At 64.7% G+C, this 24914-nt stretch carries 25 protein-coding genes; 12 read left to right on the top strand and 13 right to left on the bottom strand.

Going from position 1 to position 24914, the window contains the following annotated elements:
* Positions 1-252 precede the first annotated feature (252 nt).
* From fliL to AC56KL_RS15950, 8 genes are all read left to right on the top strand, one after another.
* Complete coding sequence (gene fliL, locus AC56KL_RS15985) at positions 253-789, top strand: flagellar basal body-associated protein FliL (protein ID WP_497181148.1); 537 nt, start codon at positions 253-255, stop codon at positions 787-789.
* Between the two features lie 12 nt (positions 790-801).
* Positions 802-1785, top strand: coding sequence for a flagellar motor switch protein FliM (fliM, locus tag AC56KL_RS15980; RefSeq protein WP_497181147.1), 984 nt, complete (start codon positions 802-804; stop codon positions 1783-1785).
* A 115-nt stretch (positions 1786-1900) separates the two neighbouring features.
* Positions 1901-2335 (top strand): flagellar motor switch protein FliN, encoded by a 435-nt coding sequence (gene fliN, locus AC56KL_RS15975; RefSeq protein ID WP_497181146.1) that lies wholly within the window; start codon positions 1901-1903, stop codon positions 2333-2335.
* Positions 2336-2745: 410 nt separating this feature from the next.
* Positions 2746-3225 (top strand): flagellar biosynthetic protein FliO, encoded by a 480-nt coding sequence (gene fliO, locus AC56KL_RS15970; protein ID WP_497181145.1) that lies wholly within the window; start codon positions 2746-2748, stop codon positions 3223-3225.
* Complete coding sequence (gene fliP / locus AC56KL_RS15965) at positions 3215-3964, top strand: flagellar type III secretion system pore protein FliP (protein WP_497181144.1); 750 nt, start codon at positions 3215-3217, stop codon at positions 3962-3964. The genes fliO and fliP overlap by 11 nt, the downstream gene beginning before the upstream one ends.
* Positions 3965-3986: 22 nt before the next feature.
* The gene (fliQ, locus tag AC56KL_RS15960) at positions 3987-4256 is read left to right on the top strand and encodes a flagellar biosynthesis protein FliQ (RefSeq protein ID WP_497181143.1); all 270 of its coding nucleotides are present in this window, start codon (positions 3987-3989) and stop codon (positions 4254-4256) included.
* A gap of 13 nt (positions 4257-4269) precedes the next feature.
* A complete protein-coding gene (gene fliR, locus AC56KL_RS15955) occupies positions 4270-5118 on the top strand; it encodes a flagellar biosynthetic protein FliR (RefSeq protein WP_497181142.1) in 849 nt (282 codons plus the stop codon).
* Between the two features lie 42 nt (positions 5119-5160).
* Entirely contained in the window at positions 5161-5565 is a 405-nt protein-coding gene (locus AC56KL_RS15950; RefSeq protein ID WP_497181141.1) for a DUF5329 family protein, read from the top strand.
* Between the two features lie 30 nt (positions 5566-5595).
* Here AC56KL_RS15950 and AC56KL_RS15945 read toward each other — a convergent pair whose 3' ends face one another.
* The 13 genes from AC56KL_RS15945 to flgB all read right to left on the bottom strand — a co-directional run bounded on the left by AC56KL_RS15945 (position 5596) and on the right by flgB (position 21838).
* On the bottom strand, positions 5596-7443 hold the full coding sequence (locus AC56KL_RS15945) for an ABC transporter ATP-binding protein/permease (protein WP_497181140.1): 1848 nt from the start codon (positions 7441-7443) through the stop codon (positions 5596-5598).
* 173 nt (positions 7444-7616) lie between these two features.
* Entirely contained in the window at positions 7617-10415 is a 2799-nt protein-coding gene (locus AC56KL_RS15940; protein WP_497181139.1) for a TonB-dependent receptor plug domain-containing protein, read from the bottom strand.
* Between the two features lie 443 nt (positions 10416-10858).
* Complete coding sequence (gene flgL, locus AC56KL_RS15935) at positions 10859-12085, bottom strand: flagellar hook-associated protein FlgL (RefSeq protein ID WP_497181138.1); 1227 nt, start codon at positions 12083-12085, stop codon at positions 10859-10861.
* Positions 12086-12120: 35 nt separating this feature from the next.
* Complete coding sequence (flgK, locus tag AC56KL_RS15930; RefSeq protein ID WP_497181137.1) at positions 12121-14079, bottom strand: flagellar hook-associated protein FlgK; 1959 nt, start codon at positions 14077-14079, stop codon at positions 12121-12123.
* A gap of 85 nt (positions 14080-14164) precedes the next feature.
* Positions 14165-15145 carry a flagellar assembly peptidoglycan hydrolase FlgJ gene (gene flgJ, locus AC56KL_RS15925; RefSeq protein WP_497181136.1) on the bottom strand — a complete coding sequence of 327 codons (981 nt, stop codon included), beginning with the start codon at positions 15143-15145 and terminating at the stop codon, positions 14165-14167.
* Positions 15146-15158: 13 nt separating this feature from the next.
* Entirely contained in the window at positions 15159-16262 is a 1104-nt protein-coding gene (locus AC56KL_RS15920) for a flagellar basal body P-ring protein FlgI (protein ID WP_497181135.1), read from the bottom strand.
* 16 nt (positions 16263-16278) lie between these two features.
* Positions 16279-16935 (bottom strand): flagellar basal body L-ring protein FlgH, encoded by a 657-nt coding sequence (locus AC56KL_RS15915; RefSeq protein WP_497181134.1) that lies wholly within the window; start codon positions 16933-16935, stop codon positions 16279-16281.
* Positions 16936-16960: 25 nt separating this feature from the next.
* On the bottom strand, positions 16961-17743 hold the full coding sequence (gene flgG / locus AC56KL_RS15910; RefSeq protein WP_497181133.1) for a flagellar basal-body rod protein FlgG: 783 nt from the start codon (positions 17741-17743) through the stop codon (positions 16961-16963).
* A 64-nt stretch (positions 17744-17807) separates the two neighbouring features.
* Positions 17808-18548, bottom strand: a complete 741-nt coding sequence (locus AC56KL_RS15905) for a flagellar basal body rod protein FlgF (protein ID WP_497181132.1) — start codon at positions 18546-18548, stop codon at positions 17808-17810.
* Positions 18549-18685: 137 nt separating this feature from the next.
* Positions 18686-20224: a flagellar hook protein FlgE gene (locus AC56KL_RS15900; protein WP_497181131.1), complete on the bottom strand. Its 1539-nt coding sequence runs from the start codon at positions 20222-20224 to the stop codon at positions 18686-18688.
* A gap of 48 nt (positions 20225-20272) precedes the next feature.
* On the bottom strand, positions 20273-20986 hold the full coding sequence (locus AC56KL_RS15895; protein ID WP_497181130.1) for a flagellar hook assembly protein FlgD: 714 nt from the start codon (positions 20984-20986) through the stop codon (positions 20273-20275).
* Between the two features lie 18 nt (positions 20987-21004).
* A complete protein-coding gene (flgC, locus tag AC56KL_RS15890; protein ID WP_497181129.1) occupies positions 21005-21406 on the bottom strand; it encodes a flagellar basal body rod protein FlgC in 402 nt (133 codons plus the stop codon).
* A 15-nt stretch (positions 21407-21421) separates the two neighbouring features.
* A complete protein-coding gene (flgB, locus tag AC56KL_RS15885) occupies positions 21422-21838 on the bottom strand; it encodes a flagellar basal body rod protein FlgB (protein WP_497181128.1) in 417 nt (138 codons plus the stop codon).
* A gap of 164 nt (positions 21839-22002) precedes the next feature.
* On the opposite strand from flgB, the gene flgA reads away from it, so the two are divergent.
* The 4 genes from flgA to AC56KL_RS15865 all read left to right on the top strand — a co-directional run bounded on the left by flgA (position 22003) and on the right by AC56KL_RS15865 (position 24893).
* The gene (flgA, locus tag AC56KL_RS15880) at positions 22003-22704 is read left to right on the top strand and encodes a flagellar basal body P-ring formation chaperone FlgA (protein ID WP_497181127.1); all 702 of its coding nucleotides are present in this window, start codon (positions 22003-22005) and stop codon (positions 22702-22704) included.
* 124 nt (positions 22705-22828) lie between these two features.
* A complete protein-coding gene (flgM, locus tag AC56KL_RS15875; RefSeq protein ID WP_497181126.1) occupies positions 22829-23152 on the top strand; it encodes a flagellar biosynthesis anti-sigma factor FlgM in 324 nt (107 codons plus the stop codon).
* A 6-nt stretch (positions 23153-23158) separates the two neighbouring features.
* Positions 23159-23641, top strand: coding sequence for a flagella synthesis protein FlgN (locus AC56KL_RS15870; RefSeq protein ID WP_497181125.1), 483 nt, complete (start codon positions 23159-23161; stop codon positions 23639-23641).
* Positions 23642-23807: 166 nt separating this feature from the next.
* Positions 23808-24893: a glycosyltransferase gene (locus AC56KL_RS15865; protein ID WP_497181124.1), complete on the top strand. Its 1086-nt coding sequence runs from the start codon at positions 23808-23810 to the stop codon at positions 24891-24893.
* Positions 24894-24914 lie beyond the last annotated feature (21 nt).

Below are 24914 nucleotides of genomic sequence, written 5' to 3'. Positions count from 1 at the left end.
CGATCGTTAGCTGATGAATTCACGCACGGGCTGATCTTGCTCGTCTTGAACGCGCGGTCGGCAGTAATTCAGGCCAGTGGCCTGAATTACAAACCGACCACCCTACTTGACAACCCGCCAGCACGCGGGCGCAACAATCGGCAGGATTGCCGTCCCTTATTCCCTCTTTTCGGGGCTTGGCGATCATTGCTTCCCCGCGATAATGCATAATGACGGACACATTCTTTTAAGCAGTAAAAGAGAAGAGGCATCTTGAAAGCGAACCCCAAAACGAAGGCCGACCCGAAGGCGGACGCAGCGGCGCCTGCCCCGGCCGGCTCCAAGAAGAAGCTGATCGCGATCGCCGCGGCGGCCGTGCTGCTGCTCGCCGGCGCCGGCGGCGCCGCCTGGTATTTCATGCAAGGCGGCGACGCCACGGCCCAGGAAAGCACCAAGGACTCCAAGAAAAACAGCAAGAAGAAGGAGAGCGGCGAAAAGCCGGAATACGTGCAGGTTGAAGCCTTCACGGTGAACCTGCAGCCGGAGAACGGCGAGCAGTACCTGCAGGTGCAGTTCACGCTGCAGGTCGACGGCGCCGAACAGGCGACCCTGGTCAAGGACAACATGGCGATCGTGCGCAACCGCGTGCTGCTGCTCCTGTCGGGCAAGCGGGCGTCCGAGATCAGCACGGTGCAGGGGAAGCAGCAGCTCGCCGCCGAGATCCAGGCGATCATCAGGGAGCCTTTCGAGAAGGACGGCGACGAGCAGGAGATCACCGACGTCCTGTTCACCTCGTTCATCATCCAGTAAGCTCGACGTACCATGGCCGATAATTTCCTCTCCCAGGAAGAAGTCGATGCCCTCCTGAAGGGGGTCAACGGCGACCAGGACGACATTGCGGCGCCTGAAGACACCTCGGGGGTTCGCACCTACAACCTGGCGACGCAGGAGCGGATCGTCCGCGGCCGCATGCCGACGCTCGAGATCATCAACGAGCGTTTCGCCAGGTATCTGCGGGTGGGCCTGTTCAACTTCCTGCGCCGCAGCGCCGAAGTTTCCGTAGGATCGGTACGGGTCTCGAAGTACAGCGAATTCATCCGCAACCTGGTGGTGCCGACCAACCTCAACCTGATCCACATGAAGCCGCTGCGCGGCACGGCGCTGATGGTGTTCGACCCGGGCCTCGTGTTCCTGCTGGTGGACAACCTGTTCGGCGGCGACGGCCGCTTCCACACCCGCGTGGAAGGCCGCGACTTCACCCAGACCGAGCAGCGCATCATCATGCGCATCCTCGACATCGTGTTCGAGGCCTATGCCAAGTCGTGGGAACCGGTGTACCCGATCGAGTTCGAGTACATCCGCTCCGAGATGAACACGCAGTTCGCCAACATCGCGACCCCGAACGAGGTCGTGGTGTCGTGCACCTTCACCATCGAACTTGGGTCGGTGTCGGGCCAGATCCACTTCTGCATGCCCTACTCGATGATCGAACCGATCCGCGACGCGCTGACCTCGAGCATCCAGGGCGAGGCGCTGGAAGTCGACAAGCGCTGGGTGCGCCTGATGACCCAGCAGATCCAGGTGGCCGAAGTGGAGTTGGTGGCGGTGCTGGGCGAAGGCCGCGCCAACTTCGACGAGATCCTTAACATGAAGATCGGCGACATCATCCCGATCACGGTGCCGGAACTGCTGCAGGCCACGGTCGACGGGGTGCCGGTGATGGACTGCACCTACGGCGTCTTCAACGGCCAGTACGCACTGAAGGTCGAGAAGCTGCTCGCCAACAGCGACAACTTCAACAAGTAAGCGAACAAGTAAGCGAACAAGTAAGCGAACAAGTAAGCGAACAAGCAAGCGAACAAGCAAGCGAACCAACAAGCATGAATCTGCCTGCGGGACGCAGGCGACACAGGAGAGCACCATGTCTGATACCCAGGACGACCAGAGCAGCCTCGACGACGATTGGGGCGCGGCGATTGCCGAGCAGGCCGCAGCCGAAGCGGCGGCGCTCGAACGCCAGCAAGAGCAGCAGTCGACCGCCACCGCGGCCGTGTTCAAGGATTTCTCGAACAAGGGCGCGCGCAACGACACGCCGAACGACATCGACTTCATCCTCGACATCCCGGTCCAGCTGACCGTGGAACTCGGCCGCACCAAGATCGCGATCAAGAACCTGCTGCAGCTGGCGCAAGGCTCGGTGGTGGAACTCGACGGCCTGGCCGGCGAGCCAATGGACGTGCTCGTCAACGGCTGCCTGATCGCCCAGGGCGAGGTCGTGGTCGTGAACGACAAGTTCGGTATCCGCCTGACTGATATCATTACACCGTCGGAACGGATCAGAAAACTGAATAAATGACTTCGAACAACGTAGGGTGGTCGGCTCTGCCGACCGCGCGTTCAAACAGGGCGAGAGCTGCCTGCGCGGCATTTCAACTGCTAACTATCGCCGCGCGGTCGGCAAAGCCGACCACCCTACAGTTCGCTGCAGCGCTGCTGTTCGCGCCACTTGCCGCCTGCGCTGCACCACTTGGTGCTGATCAGGCGCCCACTGTCCAGCAACAACAGGCCGCGCCAGCTGCCCAGCAAGCCGCTCCCCGCACCGAACCTGCTGCTTCCGTAGCTACCGCACCGATCCCGATCCCGCCAACGGCATCCCAGGACACCCAGGCCCTGTCCCGCGGCGCCACCACGGCCGGGCGCCCGGCCACACCGGCCCGTCCCGCGCCTTCCGGCCCGGTCTCGACGCCCGTGCAGGCGCCCGGCGCCATGCCGGCCGACACCGCGCCCGCCGCCGCACAGCCGGCCGTTACCATGTCGCCTCCGGCAGCGGCCACGCCAGCCCCGGCCGCACGACCGCCCCAGGTCGTGATGCCGGGCGCCCCGGCGCCGGCCGCGGGCAGCCTGCTGCAGACCATCCTGGCCCTGCTGCTGGTGCTCGGCCTGCTGCTCGGCCTGGCCTGGGTCATGAAGCGCTACGGCCCGCGCGCCATGGGCGCCAGCGCCAACATCAGGCTGGTCGGTGCGCTCAACATCGGCGGACGCGAACGCATCATGGTGGTCGAGGTGGGCGACCAGTGGATCGTTGTCGGCGCATCGCCCGGACGGGTCAATGCACTGGCGACCATGCCGCGCCAGGAAGGCACCACGGCCCAGCCCGGCCAGGCCGCACTGGCGCCGCACACCGCGCCCGCCGGCAACTTCGGCGACTGGCTCAAGAAAACGATCGACAACCGTAATGCTAAATAAGAAATTCCTGCTGGCGGCGGGGCTGGCAGGCCTGGCCCTGCTTCCCCTCGCCGCCCTGGCCCAGCCCGGCATCCCCGCCTTCACCACCAGCCCGGCCCCGGGCGGGGGGACCGCGTATTCGCTGCCGGTCCAGACCCTGATCCTGCTCACCGCCCTGACTTTCCTGCCGGCCGCGCTGCTGATGATGACGGCATTCACCCGCATCATCATCGTGCTGTCCCTGCTGCGCCAGGCGATCGGCACCCAGACCGCGCCGCCCAACCAGGTGATGGTCGGGCTGGCGCTGTTCCTGACCTTCTTCGTGATGGGCCCGACGTTCGACCGCATGTACACCGAGGCCTACCTGCCGCTGCAGGAAAACCGGATCCAGATGGGCGAGGCGCTCGACCGCGGCGTGGTGCCGCTCAAGGAATTCATGATCAAGCAGACCCGCGAGTCGGACCTGGCCCTGTTCGTCAAGATCTCGCGCTCGCCCGCACTGCAGGGCCCGGAAGACGTACCGCTGCGGGTCCTGATCCCGGCCTTCGTCACGAGCGAGCTCAAGACGGCGTTCCAGATCGGCTTCGCCATCTTCATCCCCTTCCTCATCATCGACATGGTGGTGGCCTCGGTGCTGATGGCGATGGGTATGATGATGATGTCGCCCGCCGTGATCTCGCTGCCGTTCAAGCTGATGCTGTTCGTGCTGGTCGACGGCTGGCAACTGCTGCTGGGCTCCTTGTCCCAGAGCTTCTACTAGTAAACATGAAAGAACCGCGAGCATGACACCCGAATCCGTCATGACCATGGGCCGCACCGCGATGGAGATCACCCTGATGGTGTCCGCCCCGCTGCTGCTGGTGGCGCTGATCATCGGCCTGATCATCAGCATCTTCCAGGCCGCCACCCAGATCAACGAAGCGACCCTGTCCTTCATTCCGAAGCTGGTCGGCATCTTCATCGCGCTGGTCCTGGCCGGGCCCTGGATGCTGTCGACCATGCTCGACTACATGCGCCAGGTCTTCACCAGCATTCCCGGCCTGATCGGCTGACGCAGGACGGCGCGTGCTGAGTCTTACAACGGGCGAGATGAACGCCTGGATCGCGGGGCTGCTGTGGCCGCTCACGCGCATCCTCGGCCTGGTCGCCAGCGCGCCGCTGTTCGGCAACGCCGGCGTGCCGATGTCGGTCAAGGTGGCGCTCGGCGTGCTGCTGGCCTCGGTCATCGCCCCGACCGTGCCCGACATCCCCGCCGTCGATCCCACCTCGTGGGCGGGCATCCTCATCCTGGTGAAGGAACTGCTGATCGGCGTCGCCATGGGCTTCGCGATGCGCATCGTGTTTGCCGCCATCGAATATGCGGGCGAGGTTGCCAGCATGACCATGGGCCTGGGCTTCGCGGTGTTCTTCGATCCCAACTCGCGCGGGCGCTCGTCGGCGGTGAGCCAGTTCCTGGCGCTGGTCGCCACCATGGCCTTCCTGGCGGTAAACGCCCACCTGGTCCTGCTGGCGGCGCTGGCCGAGAGCTTCCATGCGCTGCCGATTTCCGCCACCCCGTTCTCGGGCAACGCGCCGCTGGAACTGGCGCGCTGGGGCGGCCGCATTTTTTCAAGCGGGCTGCAGCTGTCGCTGCCGATCGTGGCCGCCCTCCTGCTCACCAACGTGGCGCTCGGCATCCTGACGCGCGCGGCGCCCCAGCTGAACATCTTCGGTATCGGCTTCCCGGTGACGCTGGGCGTGGGCTTCCTCACCCTGAGCCTGGCCATGCCCTATCTTGGCATGCCGATCGTGAACCTGTTCAACCAGGGCATCGAGGCCGGGCGCGCGGTGCCGCGCGCGGGCCTGCAGCGCAATGCCGCGCCGGCGCCGGCGCCGGCGCCGGCAGGCGTCCCGCCACGGCCCGCGCCGGGCTGAGCCGGACGAGCGGGCAGCCGCTTTTCGGTTAAGCTTGCCTATATGACGATCCGCCTCCCGCGCGCCTTGCGCCCACTTGCCGCGAGCCTCCTTGCCACGGCCTGCTTCGGCGCGCACGCCGCACCTGCTGCACCCGCCATCCGGGCCGAGATCGACGGCCTGATGGCGCGGATGACGGCATCCGGCTGCCAGTTCGAACGCAACGGCAGCTGGCACGGCGCCGCCGATGCGCAAGCCCACCTGCTGCGCAAACTGGCTTACATCGAGAAACGCCGCGAGACGCTCGCGAGCACCGAGCAGTTCATCGAGGTGGCCGCCTCGAAGAGCAGCTTCTCGGGCCGGCCCTACCGGGTCAGGTGTGGCGCTGCCGAGGCGCTGCCCAGCCGCGACTGGCTGAACCGCGAACTCAAGGCCCTGCGGGCGGCAGGCCGGCAGGGCAAGACCTAGCGGGGGGGGGGCAACGGCGCCCGTTGCCGTTCATCCCGCCGCCGTCACCTGCGGTTCCGGCCGTGCGCCGTGGCTGCGCAAGCGGCCGGCCGCGCCGTCGAATTCGTAGCCGCCCGCTTCGTGCAGCTCCCATTCGCCCTCCCCCGCCAGGTGCAGCACATGGGTATGGTGGCGCAGCACGGCGGCGCGGTGGGCGATGCTGACCAGGGTGGCGCCGCTGTCGCGCAGGCGCGCATACAGCGAGGCCTCGTTGCCGCTGTCGAGCGCGCTGGTCGCTTCGTCGAGGATGACGATCTTCGGACGATGCACCAGCACGCGGCCGAAGGCCAGGCGCTGCTGCTCGCCCACCGACAGCAGCTTTTCCCAGTCCTGCACGGCATCCAGGCCGCCGACGCGCTCGGCCAGGCGCGGCAGGTGCACCTGTTCCAGGATCTCCAGCAGCTGCGCGTCGCCCAGCTGGGTATGGACGCCAGGATAGATGAGCTGGCTGCGCAGGCTGCCCGGCTGCAGGTAGGGCTGCTGGGGCAGGAAGAAGAAATCCTCCATCGGCGGATGCTGGATAGCGCCGCTGCCTCGCTGCCACAGGCCGGCGATCGCGCGCAGCAGCGAACTCTTGCCGCAGCCACTGTCGCCCGTGATCAGTAAGGCATCACCCGGCTTCAGGGCCAGGCTCAGTTCCTTGATCAGCACCCGGTCCGATTGCGGCGGACTGAGCGTCAGGGATTCCAGCGCCAGCTGCGGGCCCGGACGCCGCTGGATGCGCGGGTGCCTGTCGGCGCCGGCGTTCACTCCGTCGGCGGCGGGCAGCACCAGCCGCGACAAGGCCTCCAGGCGGCCGATGCCGGCCACGAAGCGGCTCAGGCTCTCGAAATTGTCGACGATCACGCCTACCGCCCCGAGCACGGCGGTGAATGCCCCGGCCGCCTGGATCGCCCGCCCCACTTCCAGCTCGCCCGACAGCACGCCGTCGGCCAGGATCACTCCCGGCAGGACCAGGGTCAGCTGGCTGAAGCTGCGCTGGAACAGGTTGAGCGAGCGCTGCTTTCGGATCAGCCTGGCGAAATTGTCGATCACCATGCCGAAGCTGCCGTCGATGTGCGCGCGCTCCTGCGCTTCGCCGCGGTAGAAGGCGATCGATTCGGCGTTTTCGCGCAGGCGCATCAGGCTGAAACGGAAGTCCGCCTCGCGCCGCAACTGCCAGAAATTCAGCCGGATCAGCGGATTGCCGAAGACAAGCAGGGCGATCACGGTGCCCAGCAGCGCGTACGCCACCAGCACGCCGACCAGCACCTGCGAGATCGACCACAGCACGGCGCTGAAGGCGACCAGCTGCATGATCGAGCCCAGGAAGATCAGCAGGAAGTGGATCGACCTGCCGGTGAAGGTGTTGATGTCCTCGCTGATGCGCTGGTCGGGGTTGTCGATCTCGCCCGCCGAGCCCAGTTCGTAATACTTGCGCCCGTTCAGGTAGCCGTCGAGGAAGCGGCCGGTGAGCCAGCGCCGCCAGTGGTTGGCGAACAGGTCGCGCATGTAGTAATAGAAAGCGTAGACCGGCACTGCGAACGCCAAGGTCAGCAGGCAGGCCCGCACCGCGCTCCAGAAGCGCGCGCCGTCCTTGCCGGCCAGCGCCGAGGTCATCTCGCCGGCCTGGTTGTTCAGCATCACCGCCAGCTTGGTTTCGACCAGCATCAGGGCGATCAGGAGCAGCAGCAGGCCCCAGGCGCCCTTCTTTTCCTCCCCCATCCAATAAGGCTTGGCCACACTGAGGAATTGCTTCCAGGCGGCCAGCGACAGGGGCGCGGCCCGGGGTGTCGTTTCCGGTGCCTCCGGGGCCTGGTCGGTCGCGGCGCTGGTGCTGGCGGCGGTCGGCGTTGTCATGTTGTGCTCGTCTGTGCCTGTGTCAGGTCGAGCATACGGCCAGGGAGAAAGCTGTTCGGTGCGGAAACAGACATAGCGCCAGGCCACCATCGGCGGATGGTCCAGCTTCGCACCCCAAAAAAAAAAGACCAGGCCGAAGCCTGGTCTCTTGCTAGGTCCTACCGATCAGGCGATCAGAAGGTGTAGCTTGCCGCGAGGCCGAAGCGGCGGAACTGCTGGGACCAGCCGCCACGCCAGTCGATCGGGGTGTCGCGGTTGAACACATTGTCGACGTAGGCGTTGATCCGCACCTTCGGGATACCGATGAAGGCCACGCTGTAGTTCCAGGTGGTGTTGCTGCCGACGCGGGCGCAGGTATCCAGGTACTCGGCCTTGACGTTGTTCGTCACGCAGTAGGTCGGCGAGGCGATGCTGTTGGTGCCGTAGCCGCTCGAGTAGTTCGCCGAGATGCTGTGGTCGAAGGCGCCGGTCTTGACGTAGGCGCGCCCGACGACGGTCATGCGCGAGCCGTAGTCATAGGTGCCGGTCTGGTTCGGACCGTAGGCGTCGTCGGTGACGCTGAACTCCTGGTATTTCCAGATGTAGGAACCGTCGAGCGACAGGCGCACCGGGAGGCCCATCACGTTGACACGGCCCTTGGCGTCGAAGTCGAAGCCCTGGACGCGGGTCTGGCCGCTGTTCACGTACGGGTTGTAGATCATGCCCAGCTGGCCCACGTTACCGTAGTTCAGCGTGGTGCTCGGCGCGTACTTCTTCACCAGGGCCAGGAACTGGTTGTCGCTGGCGCTGCTGTCGATACGGATCAGCTGGCCGGCCGGCAGGCTGGCTTCGCCACGCAGGATGTCGACGACCGAACGCGAACCGATTTCGTTACGGCGCTCGATGAAGAAGTAATCCAGGCCCACGCTCCAGTTCTTGACCGGCTCGAACACGACGCCGGCGGTCAGGGAACGCGAGGTTTCCGGTTCCAGGTCCGGGTTCGACGACACGAAGCTCGGCAGGCCGCCCGAGCATTCCGCGTTGCGGAAGCTGTTGGCCTGCGCCTTGTCGGCGGTGGTTGCGCCCGGAGCATTCTGCACCAGCGCGTTCAGCTGGTTGGCGGTCGGGCAGCGGCGCGGGTCGTTGACGGCGGTCGCGACCGAGGAACGGCCCAGGCCGTTACCCGATTCGACGATGTTCGGGGCGCGGAAGCCGCCCGATGCGGTCGCGCGCATCAGGAGGTTGTCGGCCGCACGGTAGCGCAGGGTCAGCTTCGGCGACAGGTGGGTGTCGAAGCCGTCGGTCTTGTCGGCGCGCACGGCGGCATTCAGCTCGAGCTTCCTGGTCAGCGGCGCGTTCACTTCGGTGAACAGGGCGTACTGGCTCACTTCGTCGTCGACCTGCAGGCCGAAGATGCCGACCAGTTCGCCGCCCAGCACGTTGTCCGAGCTCTTCATCATGTACTTGTTGCTGCGGATGTCAGCGCCGACCGCGAAGCCGAGCGGACCTGCCGGCAACTGCATCAGGCTGCCCGAGATGCGCGCGTCGGCGAACTTCACGACCGCTTCGCCGTCGGTGGTACGGATCGGGAACATCGTATTCAGCAGGGCCGGGTCGTTCTTCTGGCCGAACTTGTAGGTCTTGTTGACGATCGCGTCGGTGTAGCCCTTCTGGCTGACCGCACGGGTGGCCTTGGACGCGCTCGACTTGGCCCAGCCGCCGGACGCTTTCCAGTCGTAGCCCATGAAGTCGCCGGTGAGGGTCAGCATGGCGCGCGACTGTTCGGAATCGGTGGTGTTGAAGTTGAAGCCGTCACCGGTGTCCATCAGGCGGGCACGGTATTCGACCGGGAAGTTGTAGGGATTGTTCGGGTGGCCGACCGGCAGCTTCGGGTACGAGAACGGACCGACCATCTTGCCACCCAGCACGTTGTACCAGATCGAGCTCGAGGTGGTGGTGCTGCCGTTGCTCATGTTGAACGGCGTGACGATGTAATCACTTTCCGCAGAGGCGTAGGTGATCTCGAAGTTCGCATCGATGTTCTGGCCGATGCGGAAATTGGTGTTGCTGACGACTGCGTCGCGCTTGTTGTCGGTGGTCAGGCCGCTGAACGGCAGGATGTCCATCTTGCACAGCTTGTCGGCCGGATCGATGTTGGCGGCCGGGCAGCCTGGCGCCGCAACGATGTTGGTGCTGCTGACGAAATAGTTACCGGTCGGAGAGAACGTGCTCTTCGCGTCCCAGGTCGAGCGGCCCGGGGTCAGGCGGTGCCATGCCGGATAGTAGGGCTGCAGGTCGGCGGTGGTGTAGCCGTTGCGCTTGTAGGCTTCCGCGGTGATGTAGGTGTTGAAGCCGTTGGTATCGATGTCGCCCCAGCCCACGATCGCCGACACGTGGCTGTTGCGGTTCTGCGCCAGGCGCTCCGATTGACGGTGGCTGGCGCGTACGCGCGCGCCGGTGAACTGCTTGCGCAGGATGATGTTGACCACGCCTGCGACCGCGTCGGAGCCGTAGATCGCCGATGCGCCGTCTTTCAGCACTTCGATGCGCTCGATGGCATCGCTGGCGATGGCGTCGAGGTTGGTGAAGTTCTGCTGTGCGCCGTCGGACAGGCCGTACGGGGCGATCCGCTGGCCGTTGACCAGGATCAGGGTATTGACCTTGCCCAGGCCGCGCATCGACACGCCGGAGGAACCGGTCGCGAAGCTGCCCGAGCTCGCGGTCGCGACGTTGATGTCGGTGCTGATCGAGGCGGTGGAGGTGAGGATGCCCAGGGCCGTCGTTTCACCGGTCTTCTCGATGTCGTCGCGGGTCAGGATCTGGACTGCAGCGGCCGCTTCGGTCTCGGTGCGCTTGATGCTCGAACCCGTGACTTCGACGCGCTGGATCTTTTGCGGTGCAACCGGGACTTCCTGCGCGCCGACGAAGGCCGGGAAGGCCATGCTCAGAGCGACAGCAAGTGCGCTCTTGTTAAACGTAATCTTGTGCTTCACAACGACTCCTGGACGATGAATTTTTTCTAGATGTTTCGTGCTAAAAACCGGGAACTTTTTGAGCTCTTTCAGGGAACACGAATAAATACTTTCACACAACATTGAGCCACGGCAAAGGCATACCGACGTTTTGACGATAGGAATCATCAAATTCGAACAATGCTGTAGCGCAATTGATACATTCCGTTACTGTGGTAACAAGCTTGTTACGTGCGCTTCATGCCTTTGTCATAAAGATATGCATCTTTCAATGAGAGAAATATGAGGTCAGCATTTGCAAAAGTGCATCTGCAAGGATCATTTCAATCGTGCCAAGCCCCAAAATGGGAGAAGACAAAGCAGGAAGGATGAGGCGCATGCGGCAATCGCACCGCAATCGGGCGCGCTGATGCGAAAAAGCCGGCATCGGGCCGGCTCGTGGGGAATACCTGGAGCGCTGGCGCTTACAGGTAATTGAAGAGCGACAGTCCCGACATTGTCTTGAACGACATCTGGGCCGCCTGCAGCGTGGTCTGCTGCATCGAGAAATCGGAGATCGCCTTGACGATGTCCAGGTCCTGCAGGCCGCTGAGCGTGGCAGCGTACTGGACGTCGAGGTCGTCGCCCGCGCTGTCGAGGTAGTCGAGCTCCTTCATGTGCGCGCCGACCGAGGCCTGCACGGTCAGCACGTTGTCGTGGGCCGACTGCAGGTTGTCCGTGGCCGTGGCGAGCCGGTTCGCCAGCGCCGCCTTGTCCTTCGGGTTGTCGACCGGCGCGCGCAGTGCGGAAATCAGGTCGGTCACGGTCGTGAACACCGACTGCCTTTCGCTCGGTTTCACGGTGAAGGCGTCGCCATTGGCCGGCTCGCCCTTGATGTCGAAGCTCATCCCGTTGAAGCTGATCTTCTCGCCCGAGCGGTAGGGCTGGTCGGGGGCAAACGGCACGTCCACCCCGGTCGTGGTATCGAAGACGCTGAAGGTGGTGATGGGCGGCGTGTCCTCGGTGACCGTGAAGCTCAGCTTGAAGTCGCGGCCGTCCTGGGCCAGCGTACGGTCGGTAACGGAACCGCTCGAGACGACGCCGGTGCCGCGGTTGTCCGTCCCCGCCAAAGTCTGGAAGGTGCCGTTGCCGGTCTTGCCGCCTTCGAACACGGCGCTGCCCGAGGCCGACAGCGGCATGCGGCGCGAAGCCGCGACCTGCAGCTGCCGCTGGCCCTGGTCGCCCTGGTAGACGGCGCCTTCGTCGGATCGGGCAAAGGGTTCGGTGGTGGCCTTGTAGCCGGAAAACAGATAGCCGCCGGCGCCGTCGGTGCTGTTGGCCACGCCCAGCAGGTCTTCGAAGCGCCCCTCGAGTTCGACGGCGAGCGCCTCGCGGTCGCTCGGCAGCATGGAGCCGTTGCCGGCCTTGACCACCAGCTCCTGCATGTCCATCAGCAGCGTGCCGGCATTCTGCAGGGCGCCTTCCACGGTCGCCAGCGCCGAATGCGCGCTGGTGCGGTTGGTGGCCATCTGGGTGTTCATCTCTTTCGACTGGCTGACCTCGAGGGCTCGGGCCGAGGCCACCGGATCGTCGGAGGGCGTGAGCAGGCGGGTATTGGCCGCCAGCTGCGCCTGGGTGCGCGCGATCGCGCCCTGCAGCGAATTGAGCTGGCTGGTGGCGTTGCCGTAGATGGAAAGCGTACTGATGCGCATGGAAACCTCGTCCGGTGGTGCGTGTGGTGATGTGCTTAACGGCCGATCGACAGCAGGGTGTCGAAGATCGTGCCCGCAATCTGCATGACCTTGCCTGCGGCCTGGTAGGCCTGCTGGTACTTGATCAGGTTGGTCGCTTCCTCGTCCAGGTTCACACCCGACACGTCGGCGGCGCTGGCCTTGGCCTGGGTGAGCAGCGCCTCGGCCGCGTTGCCGTTGACCTGCACTTCGCGGGTCTTGTTGCCGACATTGCTGACCAGCTGGGCATAGGAAGACTGGATCGTGGCGCTGCCGTTGTTGAAGATGTTCTTGCTTTGCAGGTCGGCCAGCCGGCCGATGTTGCGGGTGTCGCCGATCCCCCCGTTGTTGCTCTCGATCTTGAACTCGTCGCCCTCGCCCGGCACGCCGCTGAAGCTCACGCTGATGCCGCCGAAGCTGTAGGTGGCGCCGGCAGTGAACGCGACATTGGTCGCCGGCGGCGGATACGGCGGCGGCTTGGTCCCGTCGCTATGGGTGACCTGCACTTCGACGCCTGCGGGGAAACCGCTCAGCATGCCGGTCTCGAACGTCAGCGTCAGGGGCAGCGCCGGCGCGCCGGTGAGGAAATCCCCGTCGACCCGGCTTTCGCGGATCTTGGCGGTGCCGGTATTGCTCAAGGGTTCGCTGGTCAGGATCGGCGCGGCGGCGGCGATGTCAGACACGTGATTGACGAGCAGCTTGAAGTTGGCGGCGCCGCCGATGGTCGGACGCACCAGGAAATTGTCGCCCGCGGCCGCCGCACCGGCGATCATGAAGTCGATGCCGTCCACGCTCACCGGGTTGCCGTCCGGGACGTAGTTCGAGACGACCGGCTGGTTGTCGGTCAGGCGGATCACGTCGTAGCCGGCGCCGTTGTACTGGACCTTGTAGTCGCTGTCGACCAGCTTGGCCGGATCGCGCACCACCGCGTCGACCGTGGTGGTGCTGGTGGTCGCGTTGTTGATGTTCTTGCCGACGAAGGCGCGCGCCACGTTGAAGAATTCCTTGCCGGGATCGCCGTTCTGGTCTAGCCCCAGCTGGTGCTGGGCATTGAACTCGACCGCCAGGCCGATCGCCACCTTGCCCAGCGCGCTCTGGGCCGGGTCGAGGGTGCGGCTGCGGAAGTCCAGCACGCCGCCCAGCTGGCCGCCGGACAGCGCGTTATCCGCCAGCACGCTCACCCGGTTGCCGGTGACGTAGCCCACTTCCACCCGCGTCAGGTCGGTCGCCGACTTGGTGGCCGCCAGCTGGAAAGTGCGCGCGCCCACGACCAGCGGCTGGCCGCTGCCGATCGAGATCGTCAGGCTGCTGTTGTCGCCCGGCGTCACGGTGGCCTTGACCTGGCCGTTCAGTTCCATCACCAGCTGGTCGCGCTTGTCGAGCAGGTCGTTCGGTGCGCGCTGCTGGGCTGCGGAGAAGCTGCCGATCTTGTCGTTCAGGTCGGCGATCTGGCCGGCGTAGGAATTGATCAGGGTGACGCTCGCCGCGATGGTGCCGTTCACGCCCTCGCGGATCTCGCCCAGGCGGCTGTCGAGCGCCTGGAAACGCGTGGCCAGGGTGTCGGCGGCCGACAGCATCGCTTCGCGCGAGGGCACCGAGGCGCGGTTGGCGGCCATGTCCTGCACGCCCTTGAAGAAGCCCTGCAGCGACGGCGACAGTCCGGATGTCTTGTCGGCCAGCATGTTGTCGATCTGGCTGATCTGCGCGTGATAGGCGTCCAGCCCGCTCTTGCTGGCATTGGCATTGCGCACCTGCAGGTTGAGGAATTCGTCGCTGTAGCGTTTGATCTGGCTGATCTGGGTGCCCGTGCCCACGAAACCGACGCCGGTGTCGAGCATCGGAGCGGTGGCCTGCTGCACCACCTGGCGGTTGTAGCCGGGTACGCTGGCGTTGGTGATGTTGTGGCCGGTCGTGGACAGGCCTGCCTGCGCCGCAAACAAGCCACTCTTGCCAATGCTGAGGAGGTTACCGGACATATGCTTGTTCTTTCTCTGACTGATCCATCAACGGCACATTTTTCTAAAACTTGACTAGTCGTTTAGACAACATCCCCGTTTGCGTTTATGCCAGCGAGTGCTTGATGATGCGGGTCAGCTTGGCCGCATACAGCGGATCGGTGGCGTAGCCGGCGCGCTGCAGGCCCTGGGCAAAGGCGCTCGGGTCGCCGCCGCTGGCCAGGACTTTCTCGTAGCGCGGATTCTTGGCCAGCATGTTGGCGTAGTCCTTGAACGAGTCGGCCGGGGTATCGTAGGCGCGGAACTTCTCGACGCGGGTCTGCGGGCGGCCATTGACGTACTCGGTGGTCACGGCGGTAGCGACCTTCCCTTTCCAGCCGGGGCCGGCCTTGATGCCGAACAGGTTATTGCTGTTGCTGCCGTCGGCGTTGCGGATCATGCGCTTGCCCCAGCCGCTTTCCAGCGCCGCCTGGCCCAGCATGAACTTGGCCGGCACCCCGGTGGCGCGCTCCGCCTCGGCCGCGTGGGCATGCAGCTTTTCCTGGAAGGCGCGCACGTGCGGCGCCTGGACGCGGCCGCTGGCGGTGGTCAGGGGCAGCACCGGCGCGCCCGGCTGGACGGCGCCGGTCTTGATCATGGTCGCGGCATCCATGCCCGGACGCATGCTGCCGTCCGGCGGTGCGATTGCCGCCGCCGCGGCGGCCGCCTTGCCTGCCGCACTCACGTAGCCGGCGCCGTCGGCGCCGTCCGCACCAACGGCCAGCGCCTGGGCGCCCATGCCGTTCGCGCTCAGCTGGCGGGTCAGCACGTCGGCCAGGCCCATGCCGCGCTTGGCCAGGTTCTGGCTGGTCTGCTGGTCGAGCATGCCGGTAAACATCTTGGTCTGCTGGTTGTCCATCAACCCGTCCTGCGGGGTGGCGTCGCGCATGCTCTTCATCATCATGTTGATGAACATGGCTTCGAACTGGGTAGCAGCCTCCTTCAGCGCGGCGGGCGAGCCGGCCTTGGCCGATTGCTTGAGTTCGCCCAGGCCCTTGGTGTCGAGGGCGAACTTGCTGGTCAGGTCAGTGGAGGGAGAGCCGATCATGATGTCATGCCTCTTAGATGATCTCGAGTTCGGCGCGCAGCGAGCCCGCGGCCTTGAGTGCCTGCAGGATGGCCAGCAGGTCTTGCGGGGTAGTGCCGATCGCGTTCATCGCCTTCACCACTTCGGACAGCGAGGCGCCGCCGGGAATCAGGAGCACGCGGCCCGGTTCCTTCTTGACGTCCACCGTGTTGGTCTGGGTGATGGCGGTGGCGCCGCGCGTACCGGGAAGCGGCTGGCTGACGCTGGTCTCGGCGCCCACCGTCACGGTCAGGTTGCCATGCGAGATCGCGCAATTGTCCAGCATCACGGCCTGGTTCATCACGACCGAGCCGGTGCGGGCATTCATGATCACCTTGGCGGCGTCCTTGGCGCGGGCGACGTCGATGCTTTCCAGCTGGCCGATGAAAGCCACCCGCTGGTCGCTCGAGGACGGGGTGCGCACGCGGATCACGCGGCCATCCAGGGCGGTGGCGATGCCGGCGCCGAACTGGTCGTTGATGGCTTCCACCACGCGCGCGGCGGTCGAGAAATCGGTCTGGTTCAGCTCGAGCCGGATCTGGTTGTCCGCACCCAGGTTGGAGGCGACGGCGCGCTCGACGGTGGCGCCGCCCGATACCTTGCCGACCGACAGGTGGTTGACCTGGACTTGCGCCCCGCCCGCCTGGGCGCCGACGCCGCCGACCAGCACGTTGCCCTGGGCCATGGCGTACACCTGGCCGTCCGCGCCGTGCAGCGGGGTCATGAGCAGGGTGCCGCCGCGCAGGCTTTTCGCATTGCCGATCGAGGACACGGTGACGTCGAGGGTCTGGCCCGGCTGCGCAAAGGCCGGCAGCGAACCCGTGACCATCACGGCCGCGACGTTCTTCAGCTGCAGCTGGGTGCCCGGCGGCAGGTTGATGCCCTTCTGCTGCAGCATCGCCTGGATCGACTGCACCGTAAACGGGGTCTGGCTGGTCTGGTCGCCGGTGCCGTCCAGGCCCACCACGATGCCGTAGCCGGACAGCTGGTTCTGGCGCACGCCGGCGATGCTGGCGAGGTCCTTGATGCGTTCGGCGTGGGCCGGGGAGACCGCGCCCAGCAGGGCAGCGACGGACAAGGCGATGGAAGCGAATTTCATGGTCAGGTCTCGTGAATCAGAACGGCAGCATCGACTGGAAGAAGCGCGACAGCATATTGCTCATCTCGGCCTTGTCGACGCGGCTGTTGGTGCGGTATTCGACGCGCGCATCGGCGATCACGGTCGAGGACACGATGTTGCCCGCCTGGATAGTGTCCGGCGCAACCATGCCCGAGAAGCGGATGAACTCGACCCCCTTGTTCATCGCCACCTGCTTTTCGCCGGCCACGATCAGGTTGCCGTTGGCGAGCACTTCGGTGACGGTCACGCCGATGGTGCCGCTGAAGTTGTTCGAGGCGCTCTGGGTGTCGGCATCGGCAAACTTGTTCGCGGCTTCCAGCCCGACGCCGGCGCCGAGGCGCGCCTGCAGCGGACCGGGCACCGTGAAGCTGGCGCTGCCCGACTTGCTGCCGGTACTGGCGCCGGACTTGCCGGCCGAGGTGCGCTCGGTGATGTTCACCGTCAGCAGGTCGCCGATGTGGCGCGCGCGGCGGTCTTCGAACATCGGGCGGTAGCTGTTCGCACTGTAGATGGCGCCGTCGAGCGGCGCCGGCGCCTGCACCAGCATCGGGCGGGACGACATCGGGCCCTGCACGATGCTGCTGGGGGTGGTCGAGCACCCGGCAATGGCGGTCAAGGCAACTGCGGCGGCCGCGGCGAAGAGGGATTTCATGCTCATGTTCTCCTCATGTTCCCGTTTACAGCTGCGACAGCTTCTGCAGCATCTGGTCGGACGTGGTGATCGCCTTGCTGTTGATCTCGTAGGCGCGCTGGGTCTGGATCATGTTGACCATTTCCTCGACCACGTTGACGTTCGAGGATTCGACATAGCCCTGCATCAGCACGCCGGCGCCGTTGGTGCCGGGCACGTTCAGGTTCGGGTTGCCCGACGCGCCAGTCTCGATGTACAGGTTCTCGCCGCGCGACTCGAGGCCGGCCGGGTTGATGAAGGTGGCCAGCTGCAGCGCACCCACCTGGGTCGGGGCGGTCGTGCCCGGCAGCTTGACCGACACCGTGCCGTCGCGGCCGACGGTGATCGATTCGGCATTCGCCGGGATGGTGATGGTGGGCTGGACGACAAAGCCGCTCGAGGTGACCAGCTGGCCGTTGGCGTCGGTCTGGAAGGAGCCGTCGCGGGTATAGGCCTGGGTGCCGTCCGGCAGCAGCACCGGGAAGAAACCCGAGCCGTTGACCATGGCGTCCTTCGAATTGCCGGTCAGCTGGGGATTACCCTGGGTGAAGATGCGCTCGGTGGCGACGGCGCGCACGCCGGTGCCGATCTGCAGGCCCGACGGCAGGTTGCTCTGCTGCGAGGACTGGGCGCCGGGCTGGCGCACGTTCTGGTACAGCAGGTCCTCGAACACGGCGCGCGAGCGCTTGAAACCGCTCGTGCTGACGTTGGCGAGGTTGTTGGTGATGACGTCGAGGTTGGTCTGCTGCGCTTCGAGGCCGGTCTTGGCGATAAACAGCGAACGGATCATGGGATTCTCCTATTGGCAACGGACGAAGTCCGCCACGTACAGGAGAATTATGCTGCAGCAACTATCAATTCAAAGCGAGGATCTGGGTGGCTTTCGCGGCGTTATTCTCGGCGTTCTTCAGCAGGCTCATTTGGGTGTCGAAGGAACGCGCCAGGCTGATCATGCTGACCATCGAGTCGATGGCGCTCACGTTGCTGCCCTCCAGCGCCCCGCCGGTCACACGCACGGCCGGGTCCGGCTGGGCGGGAGCCCCATCGCGCTGGCGGAACAGGCCATCGTCGCCGCGCACCATGTTGTCCGCCGGCGGATTCACCAGCTTCAGGCGGCCGAGGATGATCGGGACGGCCGGCTGCTCCATCGTGGACATGGTCGAGATGGTGCCGTCGCCGCCCACGGTGACGGTGACGTCCGGAGGAATCGTGATCGGACCGTTCTCCCCTGCGATGGTGGCGCCGCCTGCGGTGGTAAGCAGGCCGTTCTGGCTGGTCTGCAGGGAGCCGTTGCGGGTAAAGGCTTCGGTCCCGTCGGGCATCTGCACCGTGAGCCAGCCCTCGCCCTTGACGGCGACGTCGAGGTCGCGCCCGGTCACCTGCAGCGCGCCCGGCCGGAAGTCGGCGGCCGGGGTCGAATTGACCACGAAGGCGCGCGTCGGCAAGCCCTCGCCCTGCACCGGCACGGCGCGGAACACGTCCAGCTGGGCGCGGAAACCCGTCGTGTTCACATTGGCCAGGTTGTTCGAGGTCGTGGCCTGCTGTTCCAGGATGTGCTTGGCGCCGCTGGCGGCGGTGTAGATCAGGCGGTCCATCTTGTTCTCTCCATGTTACGACGGCTTTTGAGCCGGCTGAACGCGTGGGCGGGAGACCCGCCCACCCTACGGATCGCGATCTACGTAGGGTGGGCGGCTTTGCCGCCCACGCACTCAACCATCGTTTGCTATGTCGATTAACGCAGGTTCACCAGCGTCTGCAGCACCGAGTCCTGGGTCTTGATGGTCTGCGCATTCGCCTGGTACACGCGCTGCGCGGTGATCATGTTGACCAGCTCGGCGGTCAGGTCGACGTTCGAGCTTTCCACCGCCGACTGCTGCAGCACGCCCATGCTGCCCGAGTTCGGGGTGCCGAGCAGCGGTACGCCCGAGCTGGCCGATTCGGCCCAGGCATTGTTGCCCAGCGGCTCCAGCCCGTTCGGGTTGGTGAAGTTCGCCAGGATCACCTGGCCCAGCGGCTTGGTCTGGCCGTTGCTGTACTGACCAAGGATGACGCCATCCTGGCCGGTGGTGAAGCGCTGCAGGTTGCCGGCCGCATAGCCGTCCTGTACCAGGCGTTTCTCGCTGGTGGCGGTGCCGTACTGGGTGCTGCCGTCGTAGTCGATGCTGAGCGGCAGGGTCAGTTCGGCGCCGGTCGACGGGAACACCGGCAGGGACATCGTGAACTTGCCGTTCTCGCTCGAGCTCACCTTGTTCAGGCCGCCATTCGTGTCGAAGGCCAGCGTGCCGACCTTGACGGGCGGGACCTTGACGGCCTTGGCCATGGCAGCATCGATCTCTTCCGGCGTGGTGCCCGGCACGGCCGCGGCATTGGTAGCGGCGTTGCCGATCTCGGTCTGGTTGGCGGCCGTGGCGCCGTTGCCGTTCGCCGACGCCACCACCATCGCCGAGGCGGCGGCGGCATACGTGTTCAGGGCGGCGGCGATGGTCGCGGGGACCGGCGGCACGGCCTTGGTCGCGGCTTCCCACGCGGCGCGGGCATCGTTCACGGCGGTAAAGGCGGCGCCGGTGCCGGTGGCCGCGGCAGCCACCTTCTGGGCGGTGATTTCGACGCCGTCGGCGGCGGCATAGACATCCCAGGTGCCGGGCAGCGCACCCTTGACGTAGAAGGTCGACATGACGTGCGCGTTACCGAGCGTGTCATACACGCTCATCGGGGTCTGCTTGTTGTAGGTGGTCGGGTCGTTCGCATCGAACGGGGAGTTGATCGGGGACGCGCTGCGCGAGTCCAGGTTCAGCTCCATCTGCACCTTGGTGGTGGTCACCGGCGCCAGGTCGGCGGTGTCGATCCGCAGCGGGGTCGGGGCGCCCGCCACCAGCTGGCCCATGTCGTTCAGGCCGAAGCCGGTCAGCTTGGCGCCTTGCGCATTGATCAGGAAGCCATTCTTGTCCATCGAGAACTGGCCGTTGCGGCTGTACTGCACGATGCCGGAGGCTTCGGTGCGGAAGAAGCCGGCGCCGTTGATGGCGATGTCGAGCGGATTGTTCGAGGATTCGATATTGCCCTGGGTGAACTGCTGGGCAATGTTCGCCACTTTCGCGCCGATACCGGCCGAGATGCCGCCCGCGCCATTGAGCGAGTTCGCGTAGACATCGGCGAACTGGGTGGTCGAACCCTTGAAGCCGACCGTGCTCGCGTTGGCGATGTTGTTACCGATGACGTCGAGGGATTTGGCTGCGCCGTTCAAGCCGCTCAGGCCTTGTTGGAAAGACATGGTGTACTCCTGATCAGAGAGATGAGGTTGCGAAGTAAGCGGCTCGGCTTACAGGACTTGTTTGATATCGGCCATCGTGACGGCGCCCCGGACCGGCAGGTTCAGCTTGATGCCGTCCTTGCCGCCCGTGGTCACGCTGGCGACGCTGTCGAAGGACAGGGGCTTGACATCCTTCAGCTCCTCGCCGCCGCGCATCGCCACCACCTTGTAGGTGTAGGAGCCGTTGGGCAGGGTTACCGGCTTGCCGTCGGCATCGAACTTGGTCGGGTCGGGCACGCCGTCCCAGGCGATCGGCACCACGCCGGCTTCCTGTGCGCCGAGCTCGATGGTGGCGACTTCCTTGCCGGTGGTGGTGCTGGTGATCACCACCTGTACCTTGTCGGCTGCGCTGGCGAGCTCGACGCCGAGGATGGCCTTGCCCTCGTTCAGGCCCAGCTTGTTGCCTTCGACCAGTACGCCATGGCCGATCAGGTTGGTGGCCTGCATCGCTTCGGTCGACTGGTAGCTCGACTTGAGCGACTCCAGGGTGGCGTTGAGCTTGTTGACGCCGGTGACGGTCGAGAGCTGGGCCAACTGGCTGGTGACCTGGGCGTTGTCGAGCGGATTGAGCGGATCCTGGTTCTTCAGCTGGGTGACCAGCAGGGTCATGAACTTGTCGGTATCGGCCTGGACGCTGTCGACCTCGGCCTTCTTGGCGTTCATGGCCGACATCAGGTCGGGAATATTGTTTGCGGCGCCGGTGGTGTTGTTTACGGTGGTCATGGCTTTGGCAATCCCTGATTATTGGCCGAGGGTGAGGGTCTTGAGCAGCATGGTCTTGGCCGCGTTCATGGTCTCGACGTTGGTCTGGTAGGAGCGCGAGGCCGACAGCATGTTGACCATCTCGTCCACCACGTTCACGTTCGGCATCGACACATAGCCTTTCTCGTCGGCCATCGGGTGCTTGGGGTCGTAGACCTGCTTGAGCGGCGATGGATCCTCGACCACTTCGCGCACCCGCACGCCGGTGGCGCCGGACTGCTGGGGCACGGCTTCGAACACGACCGCCTTGGCGCGGTAGGCTTCGCCGGTGGGGCTGGTGGCGCTGTCGGCATTGGCCAGGTTGGACGCGACGGTGTTCAGGCGCTGCGCCTGGGCGCTCATGGCCGAACCGGAGACGTTGAAGATATTAAAGAGCGACATAGTCTGTTAGCCTCGTTATTGTCCCTGGATGGCCGCCATCAGGCCCTTGACCTGGGCGTTGATCATCGTGATCCCCGCTTCGTAACGCAGCGCGTTGTCGGCAAACTGGTTGCGTTCCACGTCCATGTCGACCGTGTTGCCATCCACGCTGCCCTGCACTTCGCCGCGGTACAGTACCGGAGTGCCATTGGACAGCAGGTCGCCGGTCGGCTTGCCGCGCCCGATGTGGTGCTGGGCGGTGGTGGCCAGCGGGCTGGACGCGCCCTTGCCGGCCAGGGCGTTCTGCAGCGCGCTGGTGAAGTCGATGTCGCGCGCCTTGTAGTTCGGCGTGTCGGCATTGGCGATGTTCGACGCCAGCAGTTCCTGGCGCTGGGCGCGCAGGGACAGCGCCGTTTCATTGAAACTCAGGTACTGGTCGATCTTGCCGATCATGCCGCCTCCTGCTGGATGCTTGTTGGGACAGCATCGATCATACGGATAGTTGAAGACGGGCAATCGGTGGAGAAAGGACGGCAAACCACGGCTATTCAAAGTTTCACTACAGAATCACGCTACCTAGAATGGCAGCATTCCCTCTTTCCATTCCGGATCGCTCCATGAAACGCACCATTGCCCTGCTGCTCGCCGCCGGCGTCTTGAACATTCCCTGCGCGGCCGCACAACAGCCGTTGCAGCGCCAGAACCTGCCGGCCCTGCGCACGGTCGTCGACCAGTACCTGCAGGCACAGACCGCGGGCCTGCCGGGCCAGGTGACGATCAAGGTGGGCGGAATCGACCCGCGCACCAGTCTGGCGGCCTGCCCGGCGCCGGAAGCCTTCCAGCAGCCGGGCGCGCGCGCGTGGGGGAAAACAACGGTCGGGGTGCGCTGCACTGCCCCCAGCCCATGGACGGTGTATATTCAGGCCACCGTGAGCGTGGTCGCCGACTACGTGGCGGCGGCCGTACCGCTGGCCCAGGGGCAGCCGGTCGATGCCGGCCAGCTCGTGCTGATGAAAGGCGACATTGCCGCCATGCCGAACGGTATCATGACCGACATGGCCCAGGCCATCGGGCGCACGCCCACCGCGTCGCTGCCCGCCGGCACACCCTTGCGGCTCGATACCCTGAAGGCGCGCCCGGTGGTCCAGCAGGGCCAGGCGGTGCGCCTGGTGTCGAAAGGATCGAATTTCTCCGTCTCCAGCGAGGCGCGGGCGATCAGCAACGCCGCCGAAGGCCAGGTGGCGCAGGCGCGCACCGGGTCGGGCACCGTGGTGAGCGGTACCGCGCGCGCCGGCGGCATCATCGAAGTGGCGATCTGAACCGGCTTCGAGCAAGCCTGGTTATTTTCATTCACCCCCTTTTCTGCGCTAAAGTTTGTGAAATCCTTGCCGATACACGAAGCAGATCCCGGAGTTTCCGCTCCGAACAGAGAAGGATGATGCTGTGAAAATCAACGATACGCTCAAAAGCAACCCAGGCCTTCAGCCGACCAACACCAACGGCGCTGCGAACGCGCGCGGCGCCGACAAGGCGGCCACGGCCGCAACGACCGCCCCTACCCCGGCCCAGACCGACAGCGTGCGCCTGTCCTCGGCCGGCCAGGCCATGGCCAGTGCGGTAGGCGGCAACAACCAGGTGTTCGACACCAAGAAAGTCGAACGCATCAAGATGGCCATCGCCGATGGCCAATTCCAGGTCAACTCCGAGAAAGTCGCCGACGGCCTGCTCGATACCGTGCGCGACCTGCTCCATTCCCGCAAGCGATAAACCTTCATGTCCACCAGCCCCGTCCTGACTCCAAACGATACCGTCCTTCAAGAACAGCATCAGTTCAGCTCCCTGATCGGGCTGATGAAACAGGAACAACAGCTGCTCGTCGCAGCTGACGCCGATGGGCTGGCGCAACTCACTCCCCGCAAGAACACCCTGCTGCAGGCGCTTGCCGGGCTGTCGGCCCAGCGCCACGCGGCGCTTGCCGCCGCCGGCTGCGAAGCCTCGGAAGCGGGCATGGAACCCTGGCTGGCCGCGGCCGGCAGCGTCGATGCGCGCGCCCAGTGGGAAGCCCTGCTCGGGCTGGCCCGGGAAGCCAAGGAGCTCAACCGCGTCAACGGCATGCTGATCAACAAGCAGCTGGCGCACAACCAGGGCGTGCTCAACGCCCTGCGCATGCCGGCCGGCGCCAGTGCCGGCGGCATCTATGGGGCCAGCGGCCAGGCCGTGGGCGCCGGGCCGTCGAAGCGCTTCGTGGTCGGCTGAAGTAACTCACTCGCATTTCCTTGGGAGCGCGAGTCATCCGACAGTCCGTAAGCGTAACTAGCGCCCCTCGCGGGAACGGATTTTTGTACGTTGAGATGCAACAACTAGCCAAAAGTCATCTTGTCGAATAGACTGTTGGTTGTCTAGAACTTGTTGAAAAAAAACTATGAGTATTCCAACACTGCAAGCGCCAGTGTTTTTCTATTTGCCTCACGACCTTCAGATAAGCCAGATTCTCGAGGCGGATCCTGACAAGGATTGGGAGCTCTTCAATAATGGTGTGCGGGTCTGGGTAGGACAGACGTATTTACGCCTGCGAAAGGCGGGCTTTCCTGTCGAGCTGACCTCGCGCGTTCCTGCCAGTGGCATCGTCTTCACGCATGCGGATTACGTCCCGTATGTAATGGCGAAAAAGCCAATCTTTTCTTCCGTGTGTATTGTAGCCGCCGTGGCGGACCGTCCATACCAGCCGTATGCTGATTTCGAAGTCGTCCAGAATGGTCATTCCAGCGACGGCGTCAGAAGATTTCACGTCCACCATTGGCCGCAACCAGGGCTGGTTGGGCGTAATCCGTCCCGCAACACGACTGTCGCCAATATCGTGTACAAAGGCATGGCGGGTGAAATGGCAGACGAATTCCGTACCCTGCAATGGTGCGATTTCATTGCCCAGCACGATCTGGCCTGGCACTGCGACGCGACTACCTGGAAGGGAAATGAAAGCGGAGCTTACAGGGATGTGAGATGGAATGACTATTCCGATTCGGATGTCATCGTGGCGATCCGGAAAAATGCTAATTCGCTCTATCCAAAAAAGCCGGCAAGCAAACTGATCAATGCTTGGGCTGCAGGCACTCCAGCCATTCTTGGTGCAGAACATGCATACCGCGAGCTGCGTAAATCCGAACTCGACTATATTGAGGCATCCAACGTTGCCGAGACGCAGAAGGCGATTCTTTCCTTGCGCGAAAAACCACTCCTGTACCGTGCCATGGTAGAGAACGGTTTGAAGCGCAGTGAAGAATTTACGGCCGATCAAATCACGCAACATTGGAACAATGCCGTTTTCTCTGAGATCTCCCGCCTGGCTTCGGCGCGCAGCCGTTTCGCGCTGGGCAAGTGTTCTGCCATGACACTGAAATTCCGTACCAGACAATTTCTAAACAGGCTGCGCTTCCAACAGGGTGACGCCTATGCCCTGCAGTTCGACGTGGACGGGTATATGGCAGCAGGTGATGCTCACGGCAAGTGAACCGTGGCGTTGTAGGAAGTC

The sequence above is a fragment of the Telluria sp. ZB4P34 genome, assembly GCF_059686055.1.
The sequence above is the reverse complement of the archived record's forward strand: the minus strand, read 5'-3'. Positions and strand labels throughout refer to the sequence as shown.